This is a genomic window from Candidatus Poribacteria bacterium (assembly GCA_028820845.1).
In the GTDB taxonomy this organism is placed as follows: domain Bacteria; phylum Poribacteria; class WGA-4E; order WGA-4E; family WGA-3G; genus WGA-3G.
Genome location: JAPPII010000122.1, coordinates 80,167 through 105,974, shown reverse-complemented (window position 1 = coordinate 105,974; position 25,808 = coordinate 80,167). Strand labels below are relative to the sequence as shown.

Annotated in this window: 16 protein-coding genes; 11 read left to right on the top strand and 5 right to left on the bottom strand. The window is 46.8% G+C overall.

Annotated elements, in window-relative coordinates; all coding sequences use genetic code 11:
- Positions 1-104: 104 nt before the first annotated feature.
- Positions 105-1,325: an ABC transporter permease subunit gene (locus tag OXN25_23545; protein ID MDE0427843.1), complete on the bottom strand. Its 1,221-nt coding sequence runs from the start codon at positions 1,323-1,325 to the stop codon at positions 105-107.
- A 306-nt stretch (positions 1,326-1,631) separates the two neighbouring features.
- Here OXN25_23545 and OXN25_23540 point away from each other — a divergent pair, with 306 nt between their 5' ends.
- The 8 genes from OXN25_23540 (at position 1,632) to OXN25_23505 (ending at position 12,243) form a co-directional block, all read left to right on the top strand.
- Positions 1,632-2,417: a LamG domain-containing protein gene (locus OXN25_23540; GenBank protein MDE0427842.1), complete on the top strand. Its 786-nt coding sequence runs from the start codon at positions 1,632-1,634 to the stop codon at positions 2,415-2,417.
- Between the two features lie 159 nt (positions 2,418-2,576).
- On the top strand, positions 2,577-3,383 hold the full coding sequence (locus OXN25_23535) for a LamG domain-containing protein (protein MDE0427841.1): 807 nt from the start codon (positions 2,577-2,579) through the stop codon (positions 3,381-3,383).
- Positions 3,384-3,486: 103 nt separating this feature from the next.
- Entirely contained in the window at positions 3,487-4,611 is a 1,125-nt protein-coding gene (locus tag OXN25_23530; protein ID MDE0427840.1) for a tetratricopeptide repeat protein, read from the top strand.
- Complete coding sequence (locus OXN25_23525; protein ID MDE0427839.1) at positions 4,583-5,416, top strand: formylglycine-generating enzyme family protein; 834 nt, start codon at positions 4,583-4,585, stop codon at positions 5,414-5,416. The genes OXN25_23530 and OXN25_23525 overlap by 29 nt, the downstream gene beginning before the upstream one ends.
- Positions 5,406-7,538: an FG-GAP-like repeat-containing protein gene (locus tag OXN25_23520; protein ID MDE0427838.1), complete on the top strand. Its 2,133-nt coding sequence runs from the start codon at positions 5,406-5,408 to the stop codon at positions 7,536-7,538. Before OXN25_23525 ends, OXN25_23520 begins: the two co-directional genes overlap by 11 nt.
- Positions 7,539-7,675: 137 nt before the next feature.
- Positions 7,676-9,586, top strand: coding sequence for a hypothetical protein (locus tag OXN25_23515; GenBank protein MDE0427837.1), 1,911 nt, complete (start codon positions 7,676-7,678; stop codon positions 9,584-9,586).
- Between the two features lie 175 nt (positions 9,587-9,761).
- Positions 9,762-10,703 (top strand): Uma2 family endonuclease, encoded by a 942-nt coding sequence (locus OXN25_23510; GenBank protein ID MDE0427836.1) that lies wholly within the window; start codon positions 9,762-9,764, stop codon positions 10,701-10,703.
- A 400-nt stretch (positions 10,704-11,103) separates the two neighbouring features.
- A complete protein-coding gene (locus tag OXN25_23505) occupies positions 11,104-12,243 on the top strand; it encodes a hypothetical protein (GenBank protein ID MDE0427835.1) in 1,140 nt (379 codons plus the stop codon).
- Between the two features lie 264 nt (positions 12,244-12,507).
- On the opposite strand, the gene OXN25_23500 is transcribed toward OXN25_23505, so the two are convergent.
- The 4 genes from OXN25_23500 to OXN25_23485 form a co-directional block, all read right to left on the bottom strand.
- On the bottom strand, positions 12,508-13,848 hold the full coding sequence (locus tag OXN25_23500; protein MDE0427834.1) for a DUF1552 domain-containing protein: 1,341 nt from the start codon (positions 13,846-13,848) through the stop codon (positions 12,508-12,510).
- A gap of 139 nt (positions 13,849-13,987) precedes the next feature.
- Complete coding sequence (locus tag OXN25_23495) at positions 13,988-15,037, bottom strand: SMP-30/gluconolactonase/LRE family protein (GenBank protein ID MDE0427833.1); 1,050 nt, start codon at positions 15,035-15,037, stop codon at positions 13,988-13,990.
- A gap of 15 nt (positions 15,038-15,052) precedes the next feature.
- Positions 15,053-16,081 (bottom strand): hypothetical protein, encoded by a 1,029-nt coding sequence (locus tag OXN25_23490; protein ID MDE0427832.1) that lies wholly within the window; start codon positions 16,079-16,081, stop codon positions 15,053-15,055.
- Positions 16,081-18,522 carry a DUF1592 domain-containing protein gene (locus OXN25_23485; protein ID MDE0427831.1) on the bottom strand — a complete coding sequence of 814 codons (2,442 nt, stop codon included), beginning with the start codon at positions 18,520-18,522 and terminating at the stop codon, positions 16,081-16,083. Before OXN25_23485 ends, OXN25_23490 begins: the two co-directional genes overlap by 1 nt.
- Positions 18,523-18,807: 285 nt before the next feature.
- Here OXN25_23485 and OXN25_23480 point away from each other — a divergent pair, with 285 nt between their 5' ends.
- The 3 genes from OXN25_23480 to OXN25_23470 all read left to right on the top strand — a co-directional run bounded on the left by OXN25_23480 (position 18,808) and on the right by OXN25_23470 (position 25,103).
- Positions 18,808-19,878 carry an Ldh family oxidoreductase gene (locus OXN25_23480; protein ID MDE0427830.1) on the top strand — a complete coding sequence of 357 codons (1,071 nt, stop codon included), beginning with the start codon at positions 18,808-18,810 and terminating at the stop codon, positions 19,876-19,878.
- A 373-nt stretch (positions 19,879-20,251) separates the two neighbouring features.
- Positions 20,252-20,539 (top strand): BrnT family toxin, encoded by a 288-nt coding sequence (locus OXN25_23475; GenBank protein MDE0427829.1) that lies wholly within the window; start codon positions 20,252-20,254, stop codon positions 20,537-20,539.
- Complete coding sequence (locus tag OXN25_23470; GenBank protein ID MDE0427828.1) at positions 20,523-25,103, top strand: NACHT domain-containing protein; 4,581 nt, start codon at positions 20,523-20,525, stop codon at positions 25,101-25,103. The genes OXN25_23475 and OXN25_23470 overlap by 17 nt, the downstream gene beginning before the upstream one ends.
- Positions 25,104-25,808 lie beyond the last annotated feature (705 nt).

The following is a 25,808-nucleotide window of genomic DNA, read 5'->3' as shown; positions in this document are numbered from 1 at the left end:
TGCCAGCAACTCAAATCACCCTCACTCAAATTTAACGCTGCGTAAGTCCTATTAATTATATTAGACACAATTTTAGAACTGAAAGGGTGCATAAAATTAAAGCCTTACAAATCATAGCGCGTGAACGCCAAAGACGCTCCCATAAAGAAGACGAGATTGAATAGAAATAGAAGTAGGATATCTAAACTCGCTTGGGCAAATGAAGTGGAAAAATTAGCAAGGGTGTCGCCAAATTTTGGAATCTTGTCTAAGCTTATTTTCAATTCCGTCAATTGCTGCCTCTCCGCATCTTCCAGAAAGAGATTGGGATTGAAGGGATATTCTTCGTAAGTAAACTGTAGGAGGCTGCGCCGGTATGCTGCAGCTTTCTTGAAAAACCGCTCGTAATGTTTGATGCCAGTCCCGACTAAAGCTTCACAGCCGATTTGATAGATTGCCGTTGGGGATACGCGGGATATATTCTGTGCCAGTTTCACTTGATGGAGTTGTTGTTGGCGGTATTCATTGTAAATTGCCTGTTTAGCATCGCCGATTCTGGCAGAACGGGTCAGTGGTTCGCCCGGCGACCAGCGTGCGCTAAATCTACCTTCACCGTATCGCTTACGGATATCGTGCATCGTATCATCTGCCTGTCTCGCTATCGTTTTCTCATCGGGGAGTGCTGCCAACCGACTCGCCAGCAGTCCGCCTGTCCTTGGGATAAACACCACAAAACAGACCCAAACCAAAAGGAGTAGGACAAGGCTGACCGATGAATTCCTTGTGAGGCAGGAAATGAACAGCCCAAGCGTCGCAAAAACAGAAATATAGAGGACTGAAAACAGGATGACCCCGCCGATCTGTAGCCAATAGGTCGATTCAAAAGGCAGTGCCCCGAAAAGCGAGATGACGAGGATGTTCATGCAAATCCCGATGATCAAAGGAATCAAGAGACTGATGATTGTGCCAATGTATTTTCCGAAAAGCAAAGTTGCACGAGGGAGCGAATTAGAGAGACACAGGCGGAGTGTGCCTGTTTCCGCCTCACCTGAAATGCTGTCATAGCTTCCAAGCTGCCGTTCCATTCCTAAGCAGATAACACTTAAGGGTTCAGGCGGTTTTGTTACGTCCACCTTCAGGTGCGAATAGACCTTCACTGCCTCAAGCGCATTTCGATGTTCGATTTCTGCTGCATTGTGAATGCTGAGTCTTTTTTCGTAATCCTCTGTGAGTACATAAGTACTGGAGACAAAAAGCGCGAAGCAGACGATTAATCCTATGAGTAGACGGAGAGAGAAAATATTTTCTGTGAATTGTCTTCCGGCAATTATCCAAATCGAATACATCCAAAATCCTCTATTTGATCTTAAGAAAAATGGGTAGTTCAGAATGTTTTGTGGGGTTGCCTACACCGGGAAGCTCTGTGTGGCAAAAGTATGAAGTCACCAAAATTATACATGTTGCACTGAAAACATTCAAGGGTTTTTTGGAAATCAGGCAGGGTTATTGGAATGTGCAACTTGACAAATGAACATCTAAATGGTATGATGATGTCCTGTGATAAGATAATTCCGGTGAGACTCATTTTTGAGGAATCGCCGGTCGATAATTCGCTAACTTTCGCATCGAACATGACGAAGGAAGGGATAAAAATGAAAATTTTAAAACTATTATGTGTCAGCTTAATGGCTGTTAGCCTGATGTTTGTAGGGGACAGCACTGCTGAAATTGATTTTGCAGATTGCGTTGGGATGTGGCTCTTTGATGAAGGGCGCGGTGGCGAAGCCGAAGATTCCTCTGGGAAGAACAATCATGCCACGATTGAGGGCGGCGCAAAATGGGTGGATGGCAAGTTTGACCAGGCTTTAAGTCTTGACGGTTCGGACGATTATGTAGAAATTCCGCACGATGATACTTTAATGGTTGGCGCTGAACACACAATCGCGCTTTGGTTTAAATTGGACAAGCCTCCTGCTGGCGGTATGGGTGTTGTAACCAAAGACGATTGGGCACCTGGATTTTGGTGGGATGGTGGGACAATCCGTCATCACACACATGATCCAGGCGGCACGCTTCACTTTATAGATGCGCCTTGGAAGCCAGATACAGATTGGCATCATGTTGCGGTTACCTGGGATGGCGATGAATTTGGCGTATATCTGGACGCTGTTTCGATCGGTTCCGGTATCACTACGCCAAACTTAGGCAGGAATCCATTAACCGACAAACCTTTTCTAATAGGTATCTATTTAGCGACTGGACAACACGGTCAGTGGGGTGCGTTTTTCGGTGGTATTGTTGACGATGTTGTCATCTTCAACGTGGCACTGGACGAGGATGATATTGACACCCTCATGACGCAAGGATTAAAAGTCGCCGCCGATATAGAACCTTCAGGAAAACTCGCAACGATTTGGGGTGCGATGAAAGCCGATTAATTTAGATTGTCAGAATCAGAATTTTCAGGTGCGGTTGAAAATTCCACTTGACGATACTCGATGCTTATGCTAAATTAGTTGCGCCTGTCCAGTGCAGGCACTAACGGAAGGAACGTGTCCGGATAATTCACGCAAATCCTCCACAGGAGACTTGTAAAAATGATAAAGAATTGGACAATGCTACTCGTTTTGACGGTTCTGGGGACTGTGTTAATCTCGCTTCACAGTTTTGCCGCGGTTGACAGTGCGACTGCCGTCGGTGTTTGGCTATTCGACGAGGGTGATGTTAGCGATTCGAGTGGTAACGGAAACGACGGTGAACTGATGAACGGTGCCGAAGTTACCGACGGCGGTAAATGGGGAATGGCACTCAGCCTTGATGGAGACGATGACTATGCCAATGTAGCGAACTCAGCCAGTTTAGACAGTACTGCTGAAGCCTACACGGGTGTCGCTTGGGTAAAACTCCAAAGAAAAGGTGACCCGTACAGTGGCTGTTGTGCCGACGACCACATGGTTATCGCATTTACAACAAGTTGGAACAATATCTTGAACGTCTTTGGCCCCGGTAGAAATACGAACCAAGGGAAAGTCGAAGTGGGTAGCCAGGAACTGAATCCACGTTGGCTCTTCGGACCGACTACTGTCAATGACGATCAGTGGCATCACCTCGCCTTCACCTACGATGGCGCGAAGAAAATCCTTTACATCGACGGTGAAGTTGACATCGATCAGGATACAACGGGTGCCTTCGGTGTTACAGGGGTTGATGTGCATTTAGGTGGAACACCGACGGAAAGAATCGCATTAGGGCTCATGGACGAGATCGGGATTTTCAATGTGTCGCTCGAACAAGCCGATATCCAAAACATAATGAACGATGGACTCGGCTCTGTGCTCGGTTTGACACCTGTCACCCCACAGGACCGTCTAACGACGACGTGGGCAAACATTAAGTCGCGATAACGATGCCACTTATCACAACAGCGGACGGAGTTAAAACTCCGTCCCTCCCAACCGTTTCCTTAATTCCATGATACCCTTCAAATCCACCCTTGTATTCCTCATATTGTTACAAACCTCACTCACAATTGCCGCACCTCGATATAATCCTGAAGCAGCGCGGTTGTATGACGCTGGATTACGCGCCCTTACGTTTGGAGAACAGGAAAAAGCACAAACCGTTTTGGAGAAAGCAGTTGCCTTAGATGCGTCATTGGCGGATGCGCACTGTGTTTTGGGATTAATTTACAGCGGCTTCGAGAAATATCGCGACGCTGCCGAAGCGTTTCAGCGTGCTGTTTCGGCAGATGAAAATTATATCGAGGCATATTGCGAACTCGGCGATGTGCTGCTCATCCAATTAGGAGACATCCCAAAGGCGAAAGCCGTTCTACAGAAAGCGATAACACTCGACGGAAATCATGCCCGTGCCAGGACCCTGTTAGGTATCGTCCATTTCCGTGAAAATTCAACGGATGCTGCGATTCAAGAACTTCAGAAGGCTGTAAAGCTGAACCCTGTTTCACAGACGGCGCGTTATACACTCGCGACTGCTTTCCTTCAGAAGGAAGCGTGGACCCCGGCTATAGATACACTGAAAGCACTCATTGAAATCGACCCGTACCATGCCAAAGCACATTTCAGTTTAGGAACGGCATATCGGCGCATTGGTGAAATAGAAGCAGCACGGGAAAATTTACAACGGTTTGAAACGCTTTCCGTTGAGGAAGAACAGCTAACGCATCTGAAAAGATTTACGCGACAGGCGCCTACCAACGCTGAGGCATGGTATCAACTCGGCAGACTCCAATTGAAGCGACAGTTATGGGATGAGGGGACGCAATCCTTGGAACGTTACATCGCGCTCGCACCACAAGAGATCCGAGGCTATGAGGCACTCGGATACGCGCACTTCCAACAGCAGAACTACAAGCAAACAATCACAATGTACCAGAAGGTGATCCAGCAAAAACCCAACGTTGCAACGTACCGTAACAGTTTAGCGGGTGCCTATTTAATGTTAGAACAGTATCCCGAAGCGATTGAACAATACCAGACCGCTATCCGTTTACAGCCCTCCGAACCGCGTTTCTACCTGAACCTTTCTAAAGCATACGAACGCTCCGGGGCACAGTCAGAAGCCGAGAAAATCTATCGAGAATATGAACGACTTACATCACAATCGAAGTGAATATATTTTACCTACATTATGCTTATTACTTTACGCCTTTCTCGCGGATCCGTCGTCTGTATTGGCAGAACCTAATCTCTGCCTGATACCTGCTGGCACCTTCATTATGGGCAGCGATACAGACCTACCGAACGAAGCACCGATGCATAAAATCTATCTGAATGCTTACTATATCGGTAAGACGGAGGTCACCAATGTCGAATATTATCGGTTTTGGCTTGAAACCGGTGGTGCTGGTAGTGAACACACCCCCATCAGTTATGGCGGCGGGTTCGGCACCTGGCCCGAGATTGCCAAAACAAAACCCGATCACCCAGTGGTTGGTGTATCGTGGCATTCTGCTGCCGCCTATGCAGCGTGGCGAGGCATGCGGCTCCCAACGGAAGCTGAATGGGAAAAGGCAGCACGCGGCACGAATGCGAGACGCTGGCCCTGGGGGAACACTTTCAAACAGCGTATTAAGAGCAGAAACATCCACGCGAACGTTTGGGATCAATCGGATGCACATTTGCAACCCGTAGGGTCTTACGCGACAGGTGTAAGTCCTTATGGGACACAGGATATGGCGGGCAATGTGTGGGAGTGGGTAGCGGATTGGTATTCAGAAACATTTTATCATCACACACCCGATCGAAATCCAACAGGCCCCGCGGTTGGCAGCCGGCGTGTTGTGAGAGGCGGATCCTGGTTGAACGCTGAAATGCTGGCGCGGTGTTCAACACGAATCGGTCAATATCCAGAAATTGGTACCAGCTTTATCGGATTCCGTCTGGCGAAAGATGCCGATTCTCTCAATGAAAAATAAAAATATATCTATCTTTGTCCTATTCCTTACATGTCTCCTTTCATTGCTGTCATCCGCTGCGGTCGAATTCGTCGATGTGACTGCAGGATCAGGAATTGATTTTCGACATATCAACGGTGCCGAAGGTGCGTATCACCTACCGGAAACCCTCGGCTCTGGTGGCGCGTTTTTTGAGGCAAACAACGACGGTTATCTCGATGTCTATCTCGTCAACAGCGGTTATTGGGACACATCCGCTTCAGCGAAACAGGTCTCCAGTGCGCTCTATCAAAACAACGGTGACGGCACATTTACTGACATCACTATAACCGCTGAGGTTGGTAACCGAGGTAACTATGGACAGGGAGTCGCTTGCGCCGACTATAACAACGATGGGAACGTAGATATTTATGTAACCAATGTCGGTGCGAATGTGCTCTACCGCAACAACGGGGACGGAACGTTCACGGATGTCACACGCCTTGCGGGTGTCGGCGATCCGAGCTGGAGCAGCAGCGCGACTTTTCTCGACTACAATCGAGATGGACACCTTGATCTCTTCGTTGTTAACTACCTCGTGTATGCACGCGATGTTACGTATCGTCCGTGCGGAGAAGGTAACACACATACTTATTGCCATCCTTCTTTATTTGAAGGCGCGCCTGATAGACTTTACCGCAACAATGGGGATGGAACGTTCACGGACGTTAGTCAAGAAGCCGGTGTAGGTGGGATTGGTGGCATGTTTCACGGTAAAGGATTAGGGGTCGTTTCAGCCGATTTCAACAATGACGGTATTTCTGATCTTTATATTGCCAATGACGATACCCGAAACGATTTCTTCTACAATAACGGGGACGGCACATTCAGCGAAATTTCGCTGCTTGCCGGATGCGCCTACAGTTTCGACGGTATTGCACAGGCGGGTATGGGTGTCGCTGCTGACGATTACAACGGTGACGGGTGGATGGATATCTTTGTCACAAACTTATCTTATGAAACCAATGCGCTCTATCGCAACAATGGCGATGGCACATTTACAGATGTTATTTACGAGGCACATCTCGGTAAAGAGAGCTTCCACTTTGTCGGGTTCGGCACAGGCTTCTTTGATGCAGATAACGACGGTTGGCGGGACATCTTCATCGCTAACGGACATATCATCGACAATATTGAGGAGACACACGATGTTTTGACCTATCGTCAACCCAATCAACTCTTTCGGAATAGCGGAGACGCTACTTTCCAAGAAATTTCCGAAAGTGCTGGTGCTTATTTTCAACGCAAAGCGGTGAGTCGAGGCGCGCTCTTCGGCGATTATGACAATGATGGAGATGTGGACCTGCTCGTCACACACTCTGATGGTCCTATCACCTTATTACGAAACGACAGCACGCCAGCGCATAATTGGATACGCATTAAGACCGTCGGTGTTATCAGCAGTCGCGACGGGGTTGGGACGCGCGTCACCTTGAGGGCAGGTGAACGGACACAGGTCCAAGAGGTAAATCCAGGGGCAAGTTATCTATCGAGTCATGACCCCCGCCTCCACTTCGGTTTAGGGGCAAATGCCAGTGTTGATAGACTTGAGGTGAGATGGCAGAGCGGTGTCGTGCAAACTTTTGAAAATCTACCGGTAAATCGAGAACACGTTATTTCCGAATTTTCGGATACACCGGAAGGGACGCTTCTTAAAGCCGTGTGGACAAACGACATTGCAACGGTTCGTAGCACGAATACAGATGTAAATATAAAAGATGCACTCGGCAGGACTCCGTTGCACATTGCTGCAGAAAAGGGGTATGCGGAGATAGTACTGTTTTTCGTTGAAAATGGAGCAGATGTGAACGTCCCGGACACCAACGGCAATACACCCTTAATCTTTAGTATCCATAAAATAGGAGACTTGGAGATAACCAGACGGTTGCTTGAAAAAGGCGCGGCGGTAAACGCGCAAAACCGAACGGGTGAAACGGCGTTGATGTATGCAGCGTGGCGAGGGCTTCCAGATATCGTCCAACTTTTACTTGAGCAGCGTGCTGATATCTCCCTAAAAAATAGACAGGGGAATACGGCATTGACCCTCGCAGAATCAAAGGGAAACCTAAACATTGTACAGATGCTCCGAGCGGCCACAGAATAGATAACATGGATTGATTTAAAAATTATGCAAATCGGTAATTTTATACTGGGGAATTTTTACACAAGAAGTCCCTCTTATCACAGAAATCACAGAATCACAAAAATCACAGTTCAGACGATTACCATCAGGAGAACGAAATGTCTGACACTTTAACCCGTGGTGTCACTTTAAAATCGGTTATAGTATCGCTAATCCTTATCCCAATCAACTGCTATTGGATTATGTATACGGAGATGGTCTGGTGGGGGCTTTTTCCGACGACAATGTCCCTGTTTTTCAACGCCGTCTTCTTTGTGTTTGTGATTACGCTCCTGAACCTGCTCGTCCGGCGGATAAAGCGGCAGTGGGCAATGACCCACGGCGAGCTGCTTGTTATTTACGTGATGCTTTGTATGGCGAGTGCTATCGCCTCACACGACCATACACAAGTGTTAATCCCGATGATTGGACACGTTTTCTGGTACGATACGCCTGAAAACGAATGGCGGGAACTTCTCCACCGATACATGCCAACGTGGGGCACTGTCCAAGATAAGGGTATATTAGAGGGGTTTTACGAAGGACAAACAACGCTTTATCGGGTAGAGGTGCTACAGGCATGGCTCGGTCCGACGCTGTGGTGGACGAGTTTTATTGTAGTGCTTGTGTTCGTGATGTTGTGCATCAACGTTGTGTTGCGGAAGCAGTGGACGGAGCGCGAAAAACTTGCCTATCCGATCATCCAACTGCCGTTAGAGATGACGCGGGACAGCGGTGCGAAGTTTTATCGGGGTAGAGTATTCTGGACAGCCTTTATCCTCGTCTCACTCCTCAATCTTGTGAATGGGTTCAGCTATCTTTTTCCGACGATTCCCATTATTGGTGTCCGGTTTCGGAATATCAGCCATTTTTTCACGGACAAGCCTTGGAGTGCGATCGGTTGGACACCTTTTTCTATCTATCCGTTCGTCATTGGACTCGGATTCTTTATGCCTCTGGATTTATCGTTTTCCTGTTGGTTTTTCTATCTATTTCGCAAGATGCAACGGGTTGCCGGGGCAATCATTGGCGTTCGCGGGTTACCTGGTTTTCCGTACGACCGGCAGCAGTCCTTGGGCGCATATCTCGGACTGGCGATTTTCGCGATATGGGCAAGTCGAAAGTACCTCGCAGAGGTTTTCAGACAGGTATTCACGGGACGCTCAAGCCTCGACGAATCGGTTGAACCGATGCGATACCGAACTGCGATCATAGGTATTGTGTTGGGCTGCGTCTATCTTATAGCGTTTTCTGTAAAGATAGGTATCAGTATTTCGCTGGGTATTGCCTTTTTCGCGATGTATTTCGCGTTGTCAACGGGAATCACACGGATGCGGGTAGAATCAGGCGCGCCAGCGCACGATCTCCATTTTATGGGACCCGACTATGCCTTACCGACGATTCTGGGATCGCGAGGGATGGGGGGTTCCAACCTTACAGCACTTTCCTTTCTGTTTTTCTTTAACCGAGCGCACCGTAGCCATCCAATGCCGCATCAGTTAGAAGGTTTCCAACTTGCCTCCCGGGCACGGTTTAATCCGAAACCGTTGGTATGGGTAATGCTCTTAGCAGCACTTGTGGGTTCAATTGGTTCTTTCTGGGCATACTTGCACGATGTGTATCACTTTGGGGCAGCCGGAGGTTTTGCACGACATCCTTTCGAGAGGCTCCAAAAACAACTCAACTTTCCGATGGGACCGAACATTCCTGAAGTATCTGCTATGGGCATCGGTATGGGGTTCACGTTCCTGTTGATGTTTTTACGGATGCGGTTCTTTTGGTGGCCTTTCCATGCTGTAGGATATGCTGTTTCCGGTGCGGCGGATTGGTGCATGAACTGGCTTTGGATCTCGCTTGTGATTAGCACCGTTGCAAAATGGTTGATTATCAAACAAGGCGGGTTACAATTACATCGGAAAGCAGCACCTTTCTTCCTCGGATTAATTCTCGGCGAGTTCGTGGCGGGGAGTCTCTGGAGTTTTTACGGAATGGCGACAGAGACCCGGATATTCCCCTTTAAGGATTGGTAACCTATCTCCTGCTGCTTATCTTATCGGTTTTGACTTGACAAACCCTACGCACTTTGCTAAAATTACATGAAAATAGCACAGCGGTTGGCGTGCGCGAAACATCAAACTCGAACACTCTCCAAATACCAACGAGCTCAACACTTTAACCCATTAGGCTCCCACAAGGAAAAAAATTATGGAGACTCTCAAAGACTTTGAATTCAAGCAGAGAAAATATATGCCTGTCTTTCCAAAAGCGAGTGGGAAACCGACGATCTCCATTGAAGGATACCCCGGCGAGGACGATGAACCTATGGCTGCCACAGGATACCATGCGGAACAGATTTCTAACTTTTTTGACCAACTCTATCGATATTTTGCAATCAATCCGCATATCTATGTTGGCGTTGACAATTTCATCTATTATCGTAAAGGCGACCTCACAAAAGTCGTCGCGCCAGATGTTTATGTTGTCTTAGGCGTTGATAAATTTCCGCAACGGCGCAGTTTTTACACGTGGTCCGAAGGTGCGGTTCCCACCGCAGTTTTTGAATTCCTTTCGGATTCAACGGCGAATCAAGACCGGAATGAAAAAGTTCAATTGTATTTGATGGACATGGGGGTTCCAGAATACTTCATCCATCAGCCTGAAATGGAGAAGCCGCCGGAGTTTCGAGGGTGGCGGCGAAGTTCATCGGGTGACATCAGCGAAATCCTACCGGACACGCAAGGGGGGTTGTTCAGCGAGACGTTAAATCTCTTGTTTCGCTGGGAGGATATCCTGCCTAACGAAGTGCGACTCTTACGTCCCTATCTGCCGGACGGCACCCTAATCACGACTTCTATGGAAGAGGAGCATCTGAGAATAGAGGAGAAGCGTCTGAGAATGGAGGAGCAGCATCGGAGAATGGAAGAGGAGCGTCTGAGAATGGAGGAGCAGCATCGGAGAATGGAGGAGCAGCATCGGAGAATGGAAGAGGAGCGTCTGAGAATGGAGGAACAGCGTCTGAGAATAGAAGAGGAGCGTCTAAGAATGGAGGAACAGCGTCTGAGAATAGAAGCGGAAGCGCGTGCCGAAGAAGAAACGAGACGACGACAGGCTTTAGAGGCTGAATTAGAACGTCTCCGGGGAGGTTAGGTGTCTGTTCTGATATTCTTTTGAGAAATGCTTATTTAAACCTCATCTAACCGTACCCGATGCGAAGTGTAAAATTAATTCTTATTTTGATAATGAGACCCATTATCCTAATAAATTTGTGATAATGAAACCCATTCTCATATTTTTCTTTGCCTAAGTAATGATATTTTCGCTGAGAATCCAGATGGGGCCTGGATTTAACACCCAATTCCCTCCTTGAAGGGACGCTGACGGCAAGCTATTTACGCGCTTAGAATAATGAACTACCCTCATATAAGTTAATGTCTATAGTATTTTAAAAGGAGAAAAATTACCGATGAGGTTTTATTTCCAATTGCCTTTAATTTGTATTACGGTTCTAATGGTAGTATGTCCTTGTTTCCTTGGAATGGCTCAACTAATGGAAGAACCAATACCAGGTCCGAAAATAGAGGGTCCCTGGCTTTGGACGATTGTCCCAATGGGTCAAGACACCACTGATGCTGATTTAGGAAAGGATCACCTCGCAGCCTTCACCAACGGAGCCGTGACAGAGAATCAGATTGCCAAAAATGGCGCAACGGCTTACACAGCACTCGGAGACACGGGGGCGCAGTGGTTTCCCCATAGCATCTCAGCAACAGATCCTGATAACATCAGCGGAATGTTGCGGGTACTGGAGGGTCTCATACTACAATCAGGTAATATCAATATAGATGCTTATAATGCTTTGTTTACAGGTGGTCGTAACAAAGTTGCTTACGGGTCGATCATCTTGAATTCACCTCGGAGACAAAATACGCTGATGTTCGCCGGGAGTGACGATAATCACAGGGTCTGGCTTAATGGACAGTTAGTCCACGATCAACTTGATTGGAATTATGCTCACGATTACCAAGAAGCCTTCCCTGTTACGCTGAAACGCGGAAGGAATGTGTTGCTTGTTGCCGTTCAAGATGATGGTGGAGGCAGGCGTTGGGGCGGCTTTTTTGGTTTTGAAGATGGCACGGCGTATAGTGTTGTTGAGGAAGGATTTGCTGAGGAAGCGATAATTGAGGAGGAACTTGTTGAGGAAGGAATAGCTGCTACTGGAGCGGGTCCAAAAATAGAGGGGCCTTGGCTCTGGATGATTGTCTCGACGGGTCAAAAAGGCGGTAAAGCTGCCGCTATTTCAGGAAGAGATTACCTCGCGGCCGCCAGCGGCGGAGCCGTGAAAGAGCAGCAAATTGCCAAAAATGGTGTAAAGGCTGGTGCCCTGGTCGGAAACAGGGCGTGGACACCGGGTGAACTCGGATCCACAGGAGGTAATAACATCGGAGAGACGGTGAACGCTATTGGCTTGGGCAGCGGCGATATAGATAACCACGTCGCTTACGGTTCGATCGCCTTCAATTCGCCCCGCAAACAGAACACTACAATGTATGTCGGGAGCGATGATGCCGTCAAGGTCTGGCTCAACGGCAAATTGGTTCATGACAACCCCCTTGATCGGGGTGCTGATGACTACCAAGAGGACTTTCCCGTCACGCTGAAAAAAGGTAAAAATACTTTATTTCTATGATCCAGACGAGAATATCGTTGAGATTTACGCGAAAACCCCGTATAAGGTGCCACAACCTTTTTCAGAAGATGTGGACCTTGATTTGGACGAGGATACGTTGATGAAGATCGCTGAGACTGGATCACCTTAGGAAAACCAAACTAACAGTCTATACTACATCGTGGCAGCTTAGGTTATATTAGAGGGTATGTTTGCCAAACAGAAAAGGGCGAGGCACAAAGCCGAAGCCATCCTCGCCCAACGGAGTAATATTTCGATTAGGTGTTAAGAAAGTCCTTGTAAGCTACCAGTGCTATCGCCTATTTGTGCCACCTCAACATCCATACGATTGAGCATTGACAGCCATAGGTTGTTCAGGGGAGTCTCTTTTGGATAACGGATGTGACGTCCGGTTTTGATCGTGCCGCAACCACCGCCTGCGAGTATAATGGGGAGATCGTGGTGGCTGTGTCGGTTGCCGTCTGCGTTTCCGCTACCGTACAGAATCATCGAATGATCAAGGAGCGATCCATCGCCTTCAGACGTTGCGGCGAGTTTTTCCAAGAAGTATGCCAACTGCTCGGAATGGAAAACATCAATCCGCTTGATTTTTTCTATCTTCTCTTCATCGCCACTGTGATGTGACAGATAGTGGTGCCCCTCTGAGACATCGACAAACGGATAGGGTCTGTTACTTCCCTCATTTGCGAGGACGAAGGTCGTAACACGGGTTATATCCGCCTGAAATGCGAGTACCATCAGGTCCATCATGAGATGCAGATGCTCCTGATAATCTTCTGGAATTTCCTCCGGTACGGTATAGTCTGGGCTTTCAACCGGTGGAAATTTTTCAGCTGCTTCGATTCTCAATTCAATGTCTCGGATAGAGGAGAAGTACTCATCAAGTTTGCGGACATCGTTCCCTGTGACGTGTCGGCGCAGGTCTTTTGAGTCCTGCATCACGAAATCGAGGACGCTTTTGCGCCGCTGATCGCGTTCTTCCCGTTCTGTATCTGGAAGGGTTGAGAAGAGACGCTCAAAAGCGAGTTTTGGGTTTACCTCTTTAGGCAGGGGCTGCGTAGCAGAACGCCACGACAACGTTGATGAGTAGACGCAGCTATAACCGGAGTCGCAATTGCCTGCCCTTCTGCCGGGATCAATTCCGAGTTCAAGCGAAGGCATCCGGGTCCGTCTGCCGACGTGCGATGCAGCGACTTGGTCAACAGAAACACCGGCATGAATGTCAGCACCATCGGTTTTACGGGGCTGTGCGCCTGTCAGGAAGGCAGCCATCGCTCGGGCGTGATCGCCACCACCATCCCCGTTCGCGCGTGCTTTGTCAGCGGTCAGTCCACTGAGTACCAGCATTTTGTCCTTTACATTTTCCAACGGTTTCAAGATATCCGTGAGTTCATAGTCAGTGCCTACCTGCGTCGGTGTCCAATCCTCCATGATTTTTCCATTCGGCACGTAAAGGAAAGCCATCCGATTCGGAACTGTCTGTGCGCTCGTAGGCGCGTTCGCCCACGATGTGATAGGACCCATGACTTCCAGCCACGGGAGGGCAATACTGACACCGAGACCGCGTAAGAATGTTCGACGTGAAAGTTGTTTTGAGATGCTCATAATCCTTCGTCAACTCCTCACAGTTAAAGCAGCAGACTTGCGAAAATCTTCTGCTGTCCCTGTCCAATTTCTCGTTTCACAATGCCTATAACATAATTATATCTTATTTTTTATAACGTGTCAAGTGTTTAGCGTGCGTTTAAAAGTACGGCACCCCTTGTGCATTGACATAAACTGAATAAAGAGATTGACTGCCTGCCATAAAGAGCCTATTTCGTTTTACGCCACCGAAGCAGATATTCGCACAAATCTCGGGAAGGTGAATTTTACCGATAAGCGTTCCGTCTGGCGCGAAGATATGCACACCGTCGTAGCCTTCGCCGACCCAACCTGTGCCTGCCCACAAGTTACCGTCAATATCGCATCGAAGACCGTCAGCGGCACCGGGTGCCATATCAGCGAACACCTGTTTGTTAGCCAAGCGTTCACCGTCTACAACATCATGGATAACGATATTTTTCGGTGGACCGGTATCAGCAACGTAAAGTTTATCATAGTCAGGTGAAAAACATAAGCCGTTCGGTCTCTCGATTTCCTCCGTCACAACGACTGCCTCGCCAGTGTCTGGGTTCAGGCGATAAACGGAAGTCGGCAGTTCAAATTCTGCTTTATGTCCTTCATAATGCGTAAGGATACCGTATCCCGGATCCGTAAACCAGATATGTCCATCAGGATGGACAACTGCGTCGTTTGGGGCGTTGAAGCGTTTGCCCTCGAAGTTGTCTATGAGGACGGTAACCGTTCCGTCATACTCAGTGCGTGTGACACGTCGCGTGCCGTGTTCACAACTGATGAGTCTGCCCTGTCGGTCGCGTGTGTGTCCGTTTGTATAATTAGAAGGTTTGCGATAGACGCTTACTGCGCCAGTGGCTTCCTGCCATTTCAGGATCCGGTTGTTCGGGATGTCGCTCCAAAGGAGGAAGCCACCATCGCCGAACCAGACGGGTCCCTCTGACCAGCGCGCCCCGGTCCATAACCGTTCCACAACGGCGTTGCCAACTTTATATTTTGCAAAACGCGGGTCTATTACTTCAACGGCTGGATCGGGGTAACGGGTAATCGTTTTCCCGTCCGGGAACGTGTCTGCCCAAGCTGTAAGGGAACCTATCGTTTCCAACCACGGTAGGGCAGCACCGACCGCTAAACCACTTAAAAATGATCGCCGTGAAAATTGTTTTGGTGTGCTCATGAACATCTCCCAGATTTACATAACATTAGACGGTTCATATCCTTCGGTATACATAAGCATACGCTCATGAATAAACTCATATTTCTCAGGGCAACAAGAACGGAGTCTATGGGGCGATATAAGATAATGTGCGATACTTTCCGCCATATCCTCATTTGGATTTTTTTCAGAAGCGTAATCAGATACAAACGTTGATCGTTCTTGGGTTGTTGACCAACCCGATTCGCTTGCATCTCGATGCCATCCCCCAAGTTTCGCCCAATCCGCTCTAACTTCTCTATTAAAAACGAAAGCCCAAATAAAATGTGCCTTTTCGTGAGCAATTACGCGCCGAGTCGTATTAGAATTACGGCGGCGAAAAATGGATTCAGCAAACTCTATGTGACCACGACCCGTCCGAGCATAACTCATGCCTCTTTCATCTTCCTCTTCGCCCTTATCAATTCTACGAACTATATATTCTAATCTTGGTATTTTATGGAGTGCCTGCGGGAATTCTTCAAATACCGATATAATGACCATCAGATCTTCATTTTCAAAATTTGAATAGCGTTTTGATGTTTTGCTTGGCGTGCCCTCGGTCAATGAATCATAAGCGGGTACGTATATACCATACCTTTTTTGTAATATTAATTCTATTACAGCTCTGTTTGTCCCATTCTCCGTTAGGAATTGGACGACAGCAGAATATAGTTCCTTTCCGGGTGACAACGCCTCTTGATCCTCTTCAACGGGAAAGATATATCTACTAATCGTAACGAATTTTAACTTATCTTTAAATTCAATCTCAATACCCTTTTCCAAGTTCTTGTCACTTATGCGCCATTGAGAAAAACGTAGGTTCAGCACCCCGGGTATGGATTCAAAGGCTCTTAAAAGCGCGTCTGCCTGTTTTGTCGTCCATGTAGCGTCCAAATAAACAGAGTATTTTTCCTCCAACCGTAAAATAGGACTCTGATTTGGTGTTTCATAAGGCAGTGCATAACAGCCGGATTGGAGAATTATGATAACAAAAAGAATTATATGCGTTGTAATACGTCCCATCACTCGCTCTCTGTGCCACGTCGCAACCGGAACGGGTCGCTTTTGACGATTTCTGTAACCAGTACCGAACTTCTGTAGTCTTCGGTTTCGAGTTGTGCGACGATACGTTCAACAGTCGGTCGGTCGTAATACTCCAAACCTCTCCCCAAAGCATAGGTTAACATCTTCTCTGTCAAAGCGCGTAAGAACTGCTGTTTTCGATCCAAGACGACCTGTCTCAGGTCTACTATGCCGTGTTGTAGTACCGTTCCATCCGGTAATACCGCCGTTGTGTCGATAGCCTGTTCGCCATCTTTCCACCGAAACGCGCCGATTGCGTTGAAGTTTTCAAGCGCGAACCCGATGGGGTCCATTTTCGCGTGGCAGTTAGCACATGCGGGGTCCGCCCGGTGTTGTTCGAGACGCTCTCGGAGCGTAGTCCCATGAACCGCCTCACCCTCTTCTTCTAATTCTGGAACATCCGGTGGCGGTGGCGGTGGCGGCGTACCGAGTATCTGTTCCAGCACCCAGCGTCCCCTTTTGACGGGAGAGGTGCGCGTTGGGTTAGAGGTCACGGTCAAAACGCTGGCGTGGCTAAGTATGCCACCGCGTGCGGTGCCTTGTAACTTGACGCGCCGGAACGATCTACCGCGAATCCGTTCACCCCCCGGGACAGGGTTCTTATGTCCTCTCCAGTTTCCTTGTGTATCCACGATACCGTAGTGGCTCGCTATCGGTTGATTAAGGAAGGTATAGTCGGCATCAATGAGATCAAGCAGACTCCTGTCTTCTCGAAAGATCGATTCAACAAAAAGTTCGGTCTCCTTTTGCATAGCCAAGCGTAAGCCGCCAGTGAAATACGGAAATTTTTCGAGATCCGGCGCGACCGTTGTCAATCGTTGAATCTGAAGCCATTGGGACCCGAAACTGCTCCCTAATTCAGATGCCTTTGCGTCAGCTAACATGCGTTTAACTTGGGCTTCCAGATTGATGGTGAGTTGTTTTTTCTCGGCGAGTTCAAGGAGTTCGTCGTCTGGCATGCTGCTCCATAAGAAATAGGAGAGCCGAGAAGCGAGTTGGAATTCATCAATCGGATGCGGTTCTGGCGTTTGTGGACGGTCATCGAGTTCCAATCGAAAGAGGAATTTCGGTGAACAGAGAATAACTTTAATCGCTTCTTGGATACTCGCTTCCCACGGCACTCCGTCCACTTGAACAGATTCTGCAAACTGCGCGAGTTGTTCGACTTCGTTGTCGGTCGGTGGACGGCGGTAGCCTCGGCGGAGCAAGCGTGTTAGCACCTCGCGGGTCTGTTCGGCTTGGGAAATTCCGGGTGTGCATGCCAGAATCTCGAAATGAGATTTAGGTCTGGTTTCTAAGGGACCCTTTGACCAGAGCACGCGAATCTGAAGTTTAGCGTCTGGTTCACCTTCTTTTGGCTTCAGCATCGCGATGCCGACGTTTTCAATGTTCGGAATACCGGTAAGATGGACTCTAATCGTCCGGTTTTTTTCGGGGCTGCGAGCGGTAATCTTAAAAGCCTTCAAAACCTTGATATTATTGTCTACTGTCGGATCTACACCCACTAAACGTGTAAGTTTCTCCGGTGGGGTTACGTGCGCTAATGCGTCGCCTTGAATGAATAAAACAACCTCTACAGGGGTGTCGCTCTCCGTCTCAGCATAAAGCACTGCGTGGTAGATAATTTCTGCGTCGGGTGCTATGTTGAAATTGTCTGCGCCTGTTGTAAACGGACCGGATTTCCACGGCTCTGCGGCGGTTGGATCGAGCAGGCGGTAGCGTTCATCAGGAACATCATCGTGAGTTGGCTCAAGAATTTTTCCGTTTCGGTAGGATCTGGAGGGAGGCAGCGGATCCAATACGATAACGCGCGAAACAATTGCCTCCGCGGCTTCAAGATAGCGCTCCATCAGCAGCGGTGACATAGAGAGGACATCGCCAATGTTATCAAATCCGTGTCCGACATCATCGGCGGGGAAATTTTCCGTCGGATTGAAATCGGCACTGAGCAGATCTCGGACTGTGTTTTTATACTCAACCCGATTGAGTCGACGGACTGTGACGCGTCCAGGATCCGGTTTTGCCGTGCGGTCTGCGTGTTCAAAGATGGCTTCAATATGCGCAACAAAAGATTCCAATGCTTCTATTGATGGCTGTCCGCTATCTTCTGGTGGCATCTGCGTTGTTTCTACCATGTCCAGCACCCGATCCCAAACCTCACGATCCTTAATCAAGGAAGGGTTATCTGTGTATGAATCCAAGGAGAGTTCAGCGGCGGGTTGGTCACCCGCGTGACAACTGAAACAGTACTGTTCTAAAAATAGCGCGCCATTTTTAGAAAAATCGGTGGTATCCTTTTCACCGGGGTTGGCGGTAAAGGCAACGAGTGCCAGCATCAAAATCAGACAAAGACATCGTAGGGTGTAATTGGACAGAATCATTGATCTGCTCCCTGTGCTAAAAGGGTCGGATCTTGTTTGCTATAAACAAATGTGTCTTGACTATTACAAACGTTCTTCTCTATAGTTATAATACCATAGCACAGAACGCAAAGTCAAGTTCTGAGCAAAATTTGCGTTTTAAAACTGAGGCTGCTAAAATAGGGGCACCGGATATTGATTTTGTCCTCTCTTCGTTTCGCAGGGTCTCCGTGCCCTGTGTGCTCTGATTCAGACGGGCACGGAGACCCATCCAAACATCTTTATATTTTCGGGGGATCTTAAGCCATGAATATACACGAGCAAGAGGTAATCGTAGAGGCATCGGCGTTGCAAAGCGTCTGTAGCCGACTGTATCAAAAAGTAGGGGTTGCTAAATCGGATGCGGATACCATTGCAGAAATGCAGGTACTGATGGACTTACGAGGTGTTCATTCGCACGCGACACGCGCTGTCCCGCGTTATGTTCGCGGTATCATCAACGGCGATATAAATCCGATCCCGGAACTACAAGTGCTTGAAGATAATACCGCTTCTGTCTTACTGAATGGCGATCGTGGGTTAGGACACCTTGTGGGTGTCCGCGCAATGAATATGGCGATTGAGAAGGCGAAATCTGCTTCGATTGGCGTGGCTGTTGTTCGCAATAGCAATCACTTTGGGGCTGCCTCCAGTCATGCAATGCGAGCCGTTTCGCACGATATGATTGGTTTTGCAACGACGAATGGACTGGGTGTGAATGTCGCTGTCCATGGTGCCAGAAGCACTTCCATTGGAAACAACGCGCTCTCGTTCGCGATACCCGCAGGCGAAGAGCCACCCATCATCCTGGATATGGCATGCGGTGCCGCTGCCGCGGGAAGGATTGGGACAGCGCGACTCTATCAGGAGAAAATTCCGTTGGGATGGGGACTCGATGCCGATGGCAATGAGACGGATGATCCGAGCAAGGTTGCTGCTATCCTACCCGCTGCGGGTCCTAAAGGCTCTGCGCTTGCGATTGTGATGGATGTCTTATGCGGTCCATTGAGCGGTGGGTTGATGGGTATCAACAAGCACTATCAGCCCGGCGATGCCCCCCTTGAGAAACGCGTATCTTCACACTTTTTCTTTGCGATTAACATCGCCAGTTTTACCTCCCTCGCAGAGTTTAAAGCCGAGATTGATCGACAGATTCAAATGACGCGGCGAGCTACGCCACGTAGCGGGTTTACGCGCGTCACGCTTCCCGGTGAGATTGAATGGGAACTCACCCAAGAACGCCGGGCAAACGGGATACCGCTCCACCGAGAACCCGTGCGGGAACTTGAAACACTTGCTGACGAATTAGGTGTTGACCTTCCGTGGGATCGGCAATGAATTCCTCCTTGCAACTACCTCCCATTAATGGATGTCAGGATGCCCGAACTTGTTCGGGAAAAGTGCGCTGTCCCGGATTTGGTCTGGGAATAGACCAAATCCATTCCTTGTATTACATTTAAATTCTGGCATCCATCCATAGTTAACCTTCACATAGGTAAACTTATCTCTTAAAACTAAATAGCCCTGTTACACACCCGTAAAATATTGCAAAGACGTTAGCCAATGTGATATAATATTTTAAGAAGAGAGAACCGGCAAAGTGTATAGCACTCGCCTGATTCTGCCTACTTAGTCTGAGAATGTATCAATATAGTACGAGGAAATCTGAAAGCGAGTTGTCGGAACGCCAATACGGAACCGGAGCAAGAATTTGCGGATTGATGAGATTATATGGCTACAACAATTTGTTGAAAAATTAGCGATAAAGCACGATGTAGAAAAAACCGAAGTTGAGGAAGTTTTAGCCAATCACCCATATTTTCGTTTCGTCTCTAAAGGCGATCGGCCAGGGGAAGATGTCTACTCGGCTATGGGACAAACGGACGCGGGCCGTTATCTTATCGTTGTTCTTATCCTAAAGTCAAATCATCGGGCGTTAATTGTCAGCGCAAGGGATATGGACAAAACGGAGCGAAGGAATTATGGAAGACAAAAATAAAAAACGGGATCCAATGCCCCCTCCCGATGCAACGCCAGAGGAGATCGGTGAATTTTGGGATACGCATAGCCTTGCTGACTATTGGGACGAAACCCACGAGGTGGAATTTCAGGTTAATCTCAAATCACCCCAGGATCTGTCCTCAAGCGAAAATAGACCAGCTGATCAAGGCAACGCGCTTTCGGCAGAACAGGGTTGGCGAAAACTAAAAGAACTCATTCAGTCAATGAAACCTGCAGACTTTGAAAAACTTACTGCCACACTGCTGACATCATTTCTCGAAGACCGTTTTGTAGTTGCGAGATCTGGGGATCAACCAAGAGGCGATGCTAGAAGTGTGTCTCATAATGTATCAATACAAGCGAAGAGATACACTGGAGGAAACCTTCCTGATGTTAAAACAATTGAGGGGGATATTGGTCAAGCGAGGCGAGATCGAGCATTAAATCTTCAAACCTATGTGTTAGCTGTCTCTCGCGATACAGAGCAGTTGAGTTATGAATTGGATGCCATTGCTAGGGAAACTAGCGTGGATATTGTTACGCTTGAACTTTCTGACGAACTATCGGACCTCGGGGCATTATGCGTTACCTTCTGGGAGGATATCCGCCATTTCTTCGACCTTTCAAATACCAGTCAGGAATTCTTGGCTTGGATTCAAAAAGCAAAGGATGATTCAAAGACCAAAGAGAAAGTGAAGGGTGTCCGAAGCAAATTAGAGGACGGAATTCAAACCCAAAAGCATGTTCAAAAGGATATTGAAGAATATCTACTTGAGCGTTTTAGCACGGACACAGGTTTCAATTCGATTAATTTGTCCGAAGCAATAGAACGAGAAACTATAGAATCAAGAATCTTGGATTGGTGGGAAACCACATGGAACCCCGTCTGTTGTCTTGAAGGTGAGGAAGGGTATGGAAAATCGTGGCTTGCCGCCAAGTGTATGAATACAATTCGTGAGAACGAAAATATTGTCACTTTTTGGTTAGACAGTAAAGATTGGAAGAGTGCCGAGTCTATATCTCATTTGCTGTGTACCTGTTTCAGTTCAATCTACCCGTCTTATGCACAAGCGAAAATCACCAAGCTGCAAAATAAGCCTGCAAAAATCTGGCGTAAAACGCTTATTGTCCTGGATGGTGTCAATGAATGGAATGCAATTGAGGCAGCACAGCGAATTCTTAGTGAATATTTTAGGCATAGTAACGAATTGACAGATAGAGTCCGTTTTTTGTTAACTATCCGTTCTTTGGATAACTATCCAAGTTTTAAGAGTTACTTGCCGGAAGACTGCCATAAAATTTCTGTTGATCCTTTTAATGACTTTGAATTCCAGAAGGCACTCACCCAAAAAGGGCTCCAACTTGATGATTTACCAGATTCATTAAAGGACATTGCAAGAATTCCTCGGTATTTTCAGAGATGTGCTGAGTTACGAGATGAGCTCGGTTCATTTGATGTTGTCACCAAGGAAATGGTTTTATTAGTGGATTTGTCCGACAAAATTAAACACTCAGACCCGCAGGTTAAAGAAAAACTCGGTTGGTTCCGTCTTGAGGATCCTAAAAATTTTTTTTTACATCTAGCGAAACAAATAAAGTGGGACAAAATTGATGCTGCACCGGAGAAGCTGGGTCAATCTTTAAAAGAATGCTTTTCCGACTATTCTAAAATTCGCCTCGACTTAGCCGAACAAGGCATTGTAAGGAATGCAGAGGAGTTTGATGTAAAGTTAAATACTGATCACGTCTTGCTTTGTTGGGCACTTTATCTCTCCAGTCTTTTTGACAGTGTGGAGTCTACCAGAGTTGAAGATTTACTTGAGCGTTTTCAGCAAGAACTTGAGCCTATCCTTCAGGAAGATGTAAGAACAGAGGCACTATTTGCTGCCTTGCAATTATCTGCTATATTTCCAAATACTAATCTTTCACAGGAACAACGCTCACAAAAACGAGCTGCTTTAATGCTTGCTTGGTTTCATAGTCACAACGCACAAATTACCGACGATCGGTTATCCTTTTGGGCAGAAAAAGATACCGATGCTTACGCCCAAGTTGTTGAATTTGAATTTAGACATCACAATTCTCTAAATTACGAAGATACACTCATTGAGCCTTTGGCGAAAACTTGGTTAAACAAGAAAGGCGATCTTAATCGCTTGGCAGCGCGTCTTACCAAATGGCTTCTGCCTACATACACTGATGATACTCCGGAAGACGTTGTTTATACACATACTGAGGGGCAGCGGTCTCCTCGGGAAAAGGATAATATACAATTCCGATTATTAGACGCGGCAATCTCAGTTTTATCCCAACGACCAGATTATCAATTATTAGAGGCTCTTGCGCGTTGCTATGGAATCCTGCAGAATAACACAAGGTCTCGCAAAGGCCTCAGTAGACTAGCACAATTTGATGAGACTCTCGGCAAGTTGATGCGATGGAACTACACCGAAGTGTTCTTGGATGATCTATGTTCGTTAGAAGAACGACCTCAAGCCGATGAATTTCTATTGAAAGGAGTTGAACGACTAAAGACTCATTTTAACGGAGTGAACGTGCCACGCTTTAATGTCGCTATTGATCGCATACGTAACCACGAACAGCTGCTAACGAGTAAATCACCAGAAACTAATGCGAATTGCTGGTATTATGGACTTGACTGTTTAGCGGTTCGTAAAGATTTGCTTGGTTTGTGCGGCGAAGATCAGGATGAACTCAAGAGGATTTTATGCCATATCTCAACTAGTGCTGAACTAAAACTAAGCGAAAGCTTAATTCCATGGATCGCTAAATATGAGTTTGAGAGTTATGCAAAATTTGCATGCGACTTTAAGATTACCGCCTTAAATCCCAAATACCCGTCGTATACGTTTCTTACAACCGAAGGACTTATTTTTCAAGAAGACGATTGCGAAAGAATTACGGAAGCCATTCTTGAAATGAAGGAGAATCTGGCCCAAGGTAAAGATTTCCGTTCAGATGTTGAATTATTAACTTCTTTGTTAACGGAAGTTCTTCTTTTCTCTGCTTCTGAAGAGCAGTTAACCGGTTGGTTTGAATTTTTGGCTTCACACGAGTCACTCAGAAAATCAATTTTTTATGAGGCTCCATCAATTTTGCTTGAGGCACTATTACCAAAGTCAATTGTGGAATTTGTACAGCGGAAATTGGAAGCCTCGCCCAGTAACCAATTTGCCTCTGATACAGAGTCGGAAAAAATTACGGAGGGAGATTTCTGGTCGTGGATATACTTATGTGCGTCCGATAATGATGAAACCACAGTAACATGGGCATTTGAAAATCTAAAACAAAGAGAATCCGATTTACGAACCATGACTTTTTGTTTCCTCAATAAAGCGAGATTGGATTCAAACCGATTTTTATCAGAAATCTTCACTGACAAAGAAGTGAGAAAACATCTGTTTCTTAAAGACGGTTGGTTTTTTAGTGCTCCTATTTATGAAGGCGAAAACTCGTACTCCTATGAAGATTTAGTGTCTGTGCTACCCCAAGAAATCGTGGGATCTTTCCTCTGTGCACCACAACGACGTGACGACTTGGCACGATGGGGGAAAGAACTTATGGAGAGGAGGTGTGCAATTCTCCAAAGTGATGAGATAAATCGCAATTCTGCTGAGGAATTACGGTTTACGGTCAACCGAGAAGTTCTTCAGACTTGGGCATCACATAACACAAGCGACTTTTTACAATTGGCGGATGAATATTTCACCTTACTTTCCAAATCGGGATGGTATTGCCGAGGTTTGTATGAATTCATGGATAATATCCTCTGCTTGCTGTTGCGTTTCCAACCTACTACCGCAATGCAATATTACCGCCAATCAAAAGCGAAAGGCAGTAGGACAATTTTTTACACATACAGCGGCGTAGAATCTTTTTTTGCACAACTTTGGCGGGTTGAGGAGTGTAACTTACCTGGGCATCAAGACCTAAGGCTCGCATTGCTTGAGGAATGTCTAAATGACGAAGAAATCATGTTCATGACACTTGCTGCTTTAGCAGGAAAAGGCGAAGAAGAGTTATGGAATTTGGTAACAGAGGCGTATTTGGCAAGTCCCTATGCAAAGGAACGCAATTTGGGTGTTTCGATTTTACCGTGGTTTGGGAACGCCGAAGCGATTAAGGAACTTGAACGGTTGAAATCAGAGGACTCAAGCCTTTGGGTGCGTGAGCACGCTACCTGGGGTTATGAAGTGGCACAACAGGAACGAAGTTGCCGAGAAGTTTACAGAGAGGCTCTACAAACACGCGATCTGTTCAAAATCTCTGCGGTTTTTGAGCAAATAAAGCCCGCGCTCTCACCTACTGCCCGATGGTGGCGTGAAATTGAACACAAGAAGTTCCGTGAGCAATCACAAGACATCGATCCCAGACTCGCTGCTCTCGTTGATCGATTTTGGCACCGATGGGGAAACTCCCAAAAAACGAAACGTAATATTGAAATCTTTGGGAGAAAACTTAAGGATTACTGCCGAGGTGAGAAACTTTCAGGAGGTTCAACGCCGCGACTCGCCCCTTGGTGGAAACCATCTTCGGATTGAGGTAGTTTACAGCAATTTCATGAAGCCTAAGAAAATCGGGGAGATTAACACCTTAAAATTCTACTTTGAAATTCTTAACTTCCATGAGAAGCATCTAAAAATAAAAAAGAACTTAAAATCCGCGAAATCTGTGTAATCCGCGAAAATCCGCGATTCAGACAATTCGACACATAACACTCCAAAATCAACGGTATGAATGCCTTATGGCATTCCCCTGAAGCAAAGAGACGTATTCCCTCCTATCCTGTAAATCCTGATTCAGACAATTAAGGCATCCTCACGTCAGAGGCGTGATATGTCGGGTGCGTAAAGTTTTTGACCCTAAACCCTCAAGAATATAAATCACTTACACATTTTAACTTGACAAAATTTAGCAAATATAGTATAATATATCATAAGACTTTCCAAAGAGGTGAATATCGTATCAATCTACAAAATACTGACGACCGACAGCCAATAGCCGACAGCCAATAGCCACAAAAAAATGTTACACTTTTCGCCAAATTATTTTTTTCACAAGAGAAAATTAAACGTCAACGAACCCTTACGGCCACTAAGTTTTCTGACGTTACACACCACACACAAAATGTTACACCAGTGTAACATTTTTAGCGGAAATTACGAAGAAATATATCTTTAAGTTAATACTATATTCATGTTCGTTACTTTCATAGTAACCCTCCAAAAATCCTAACAGGAAAAAAT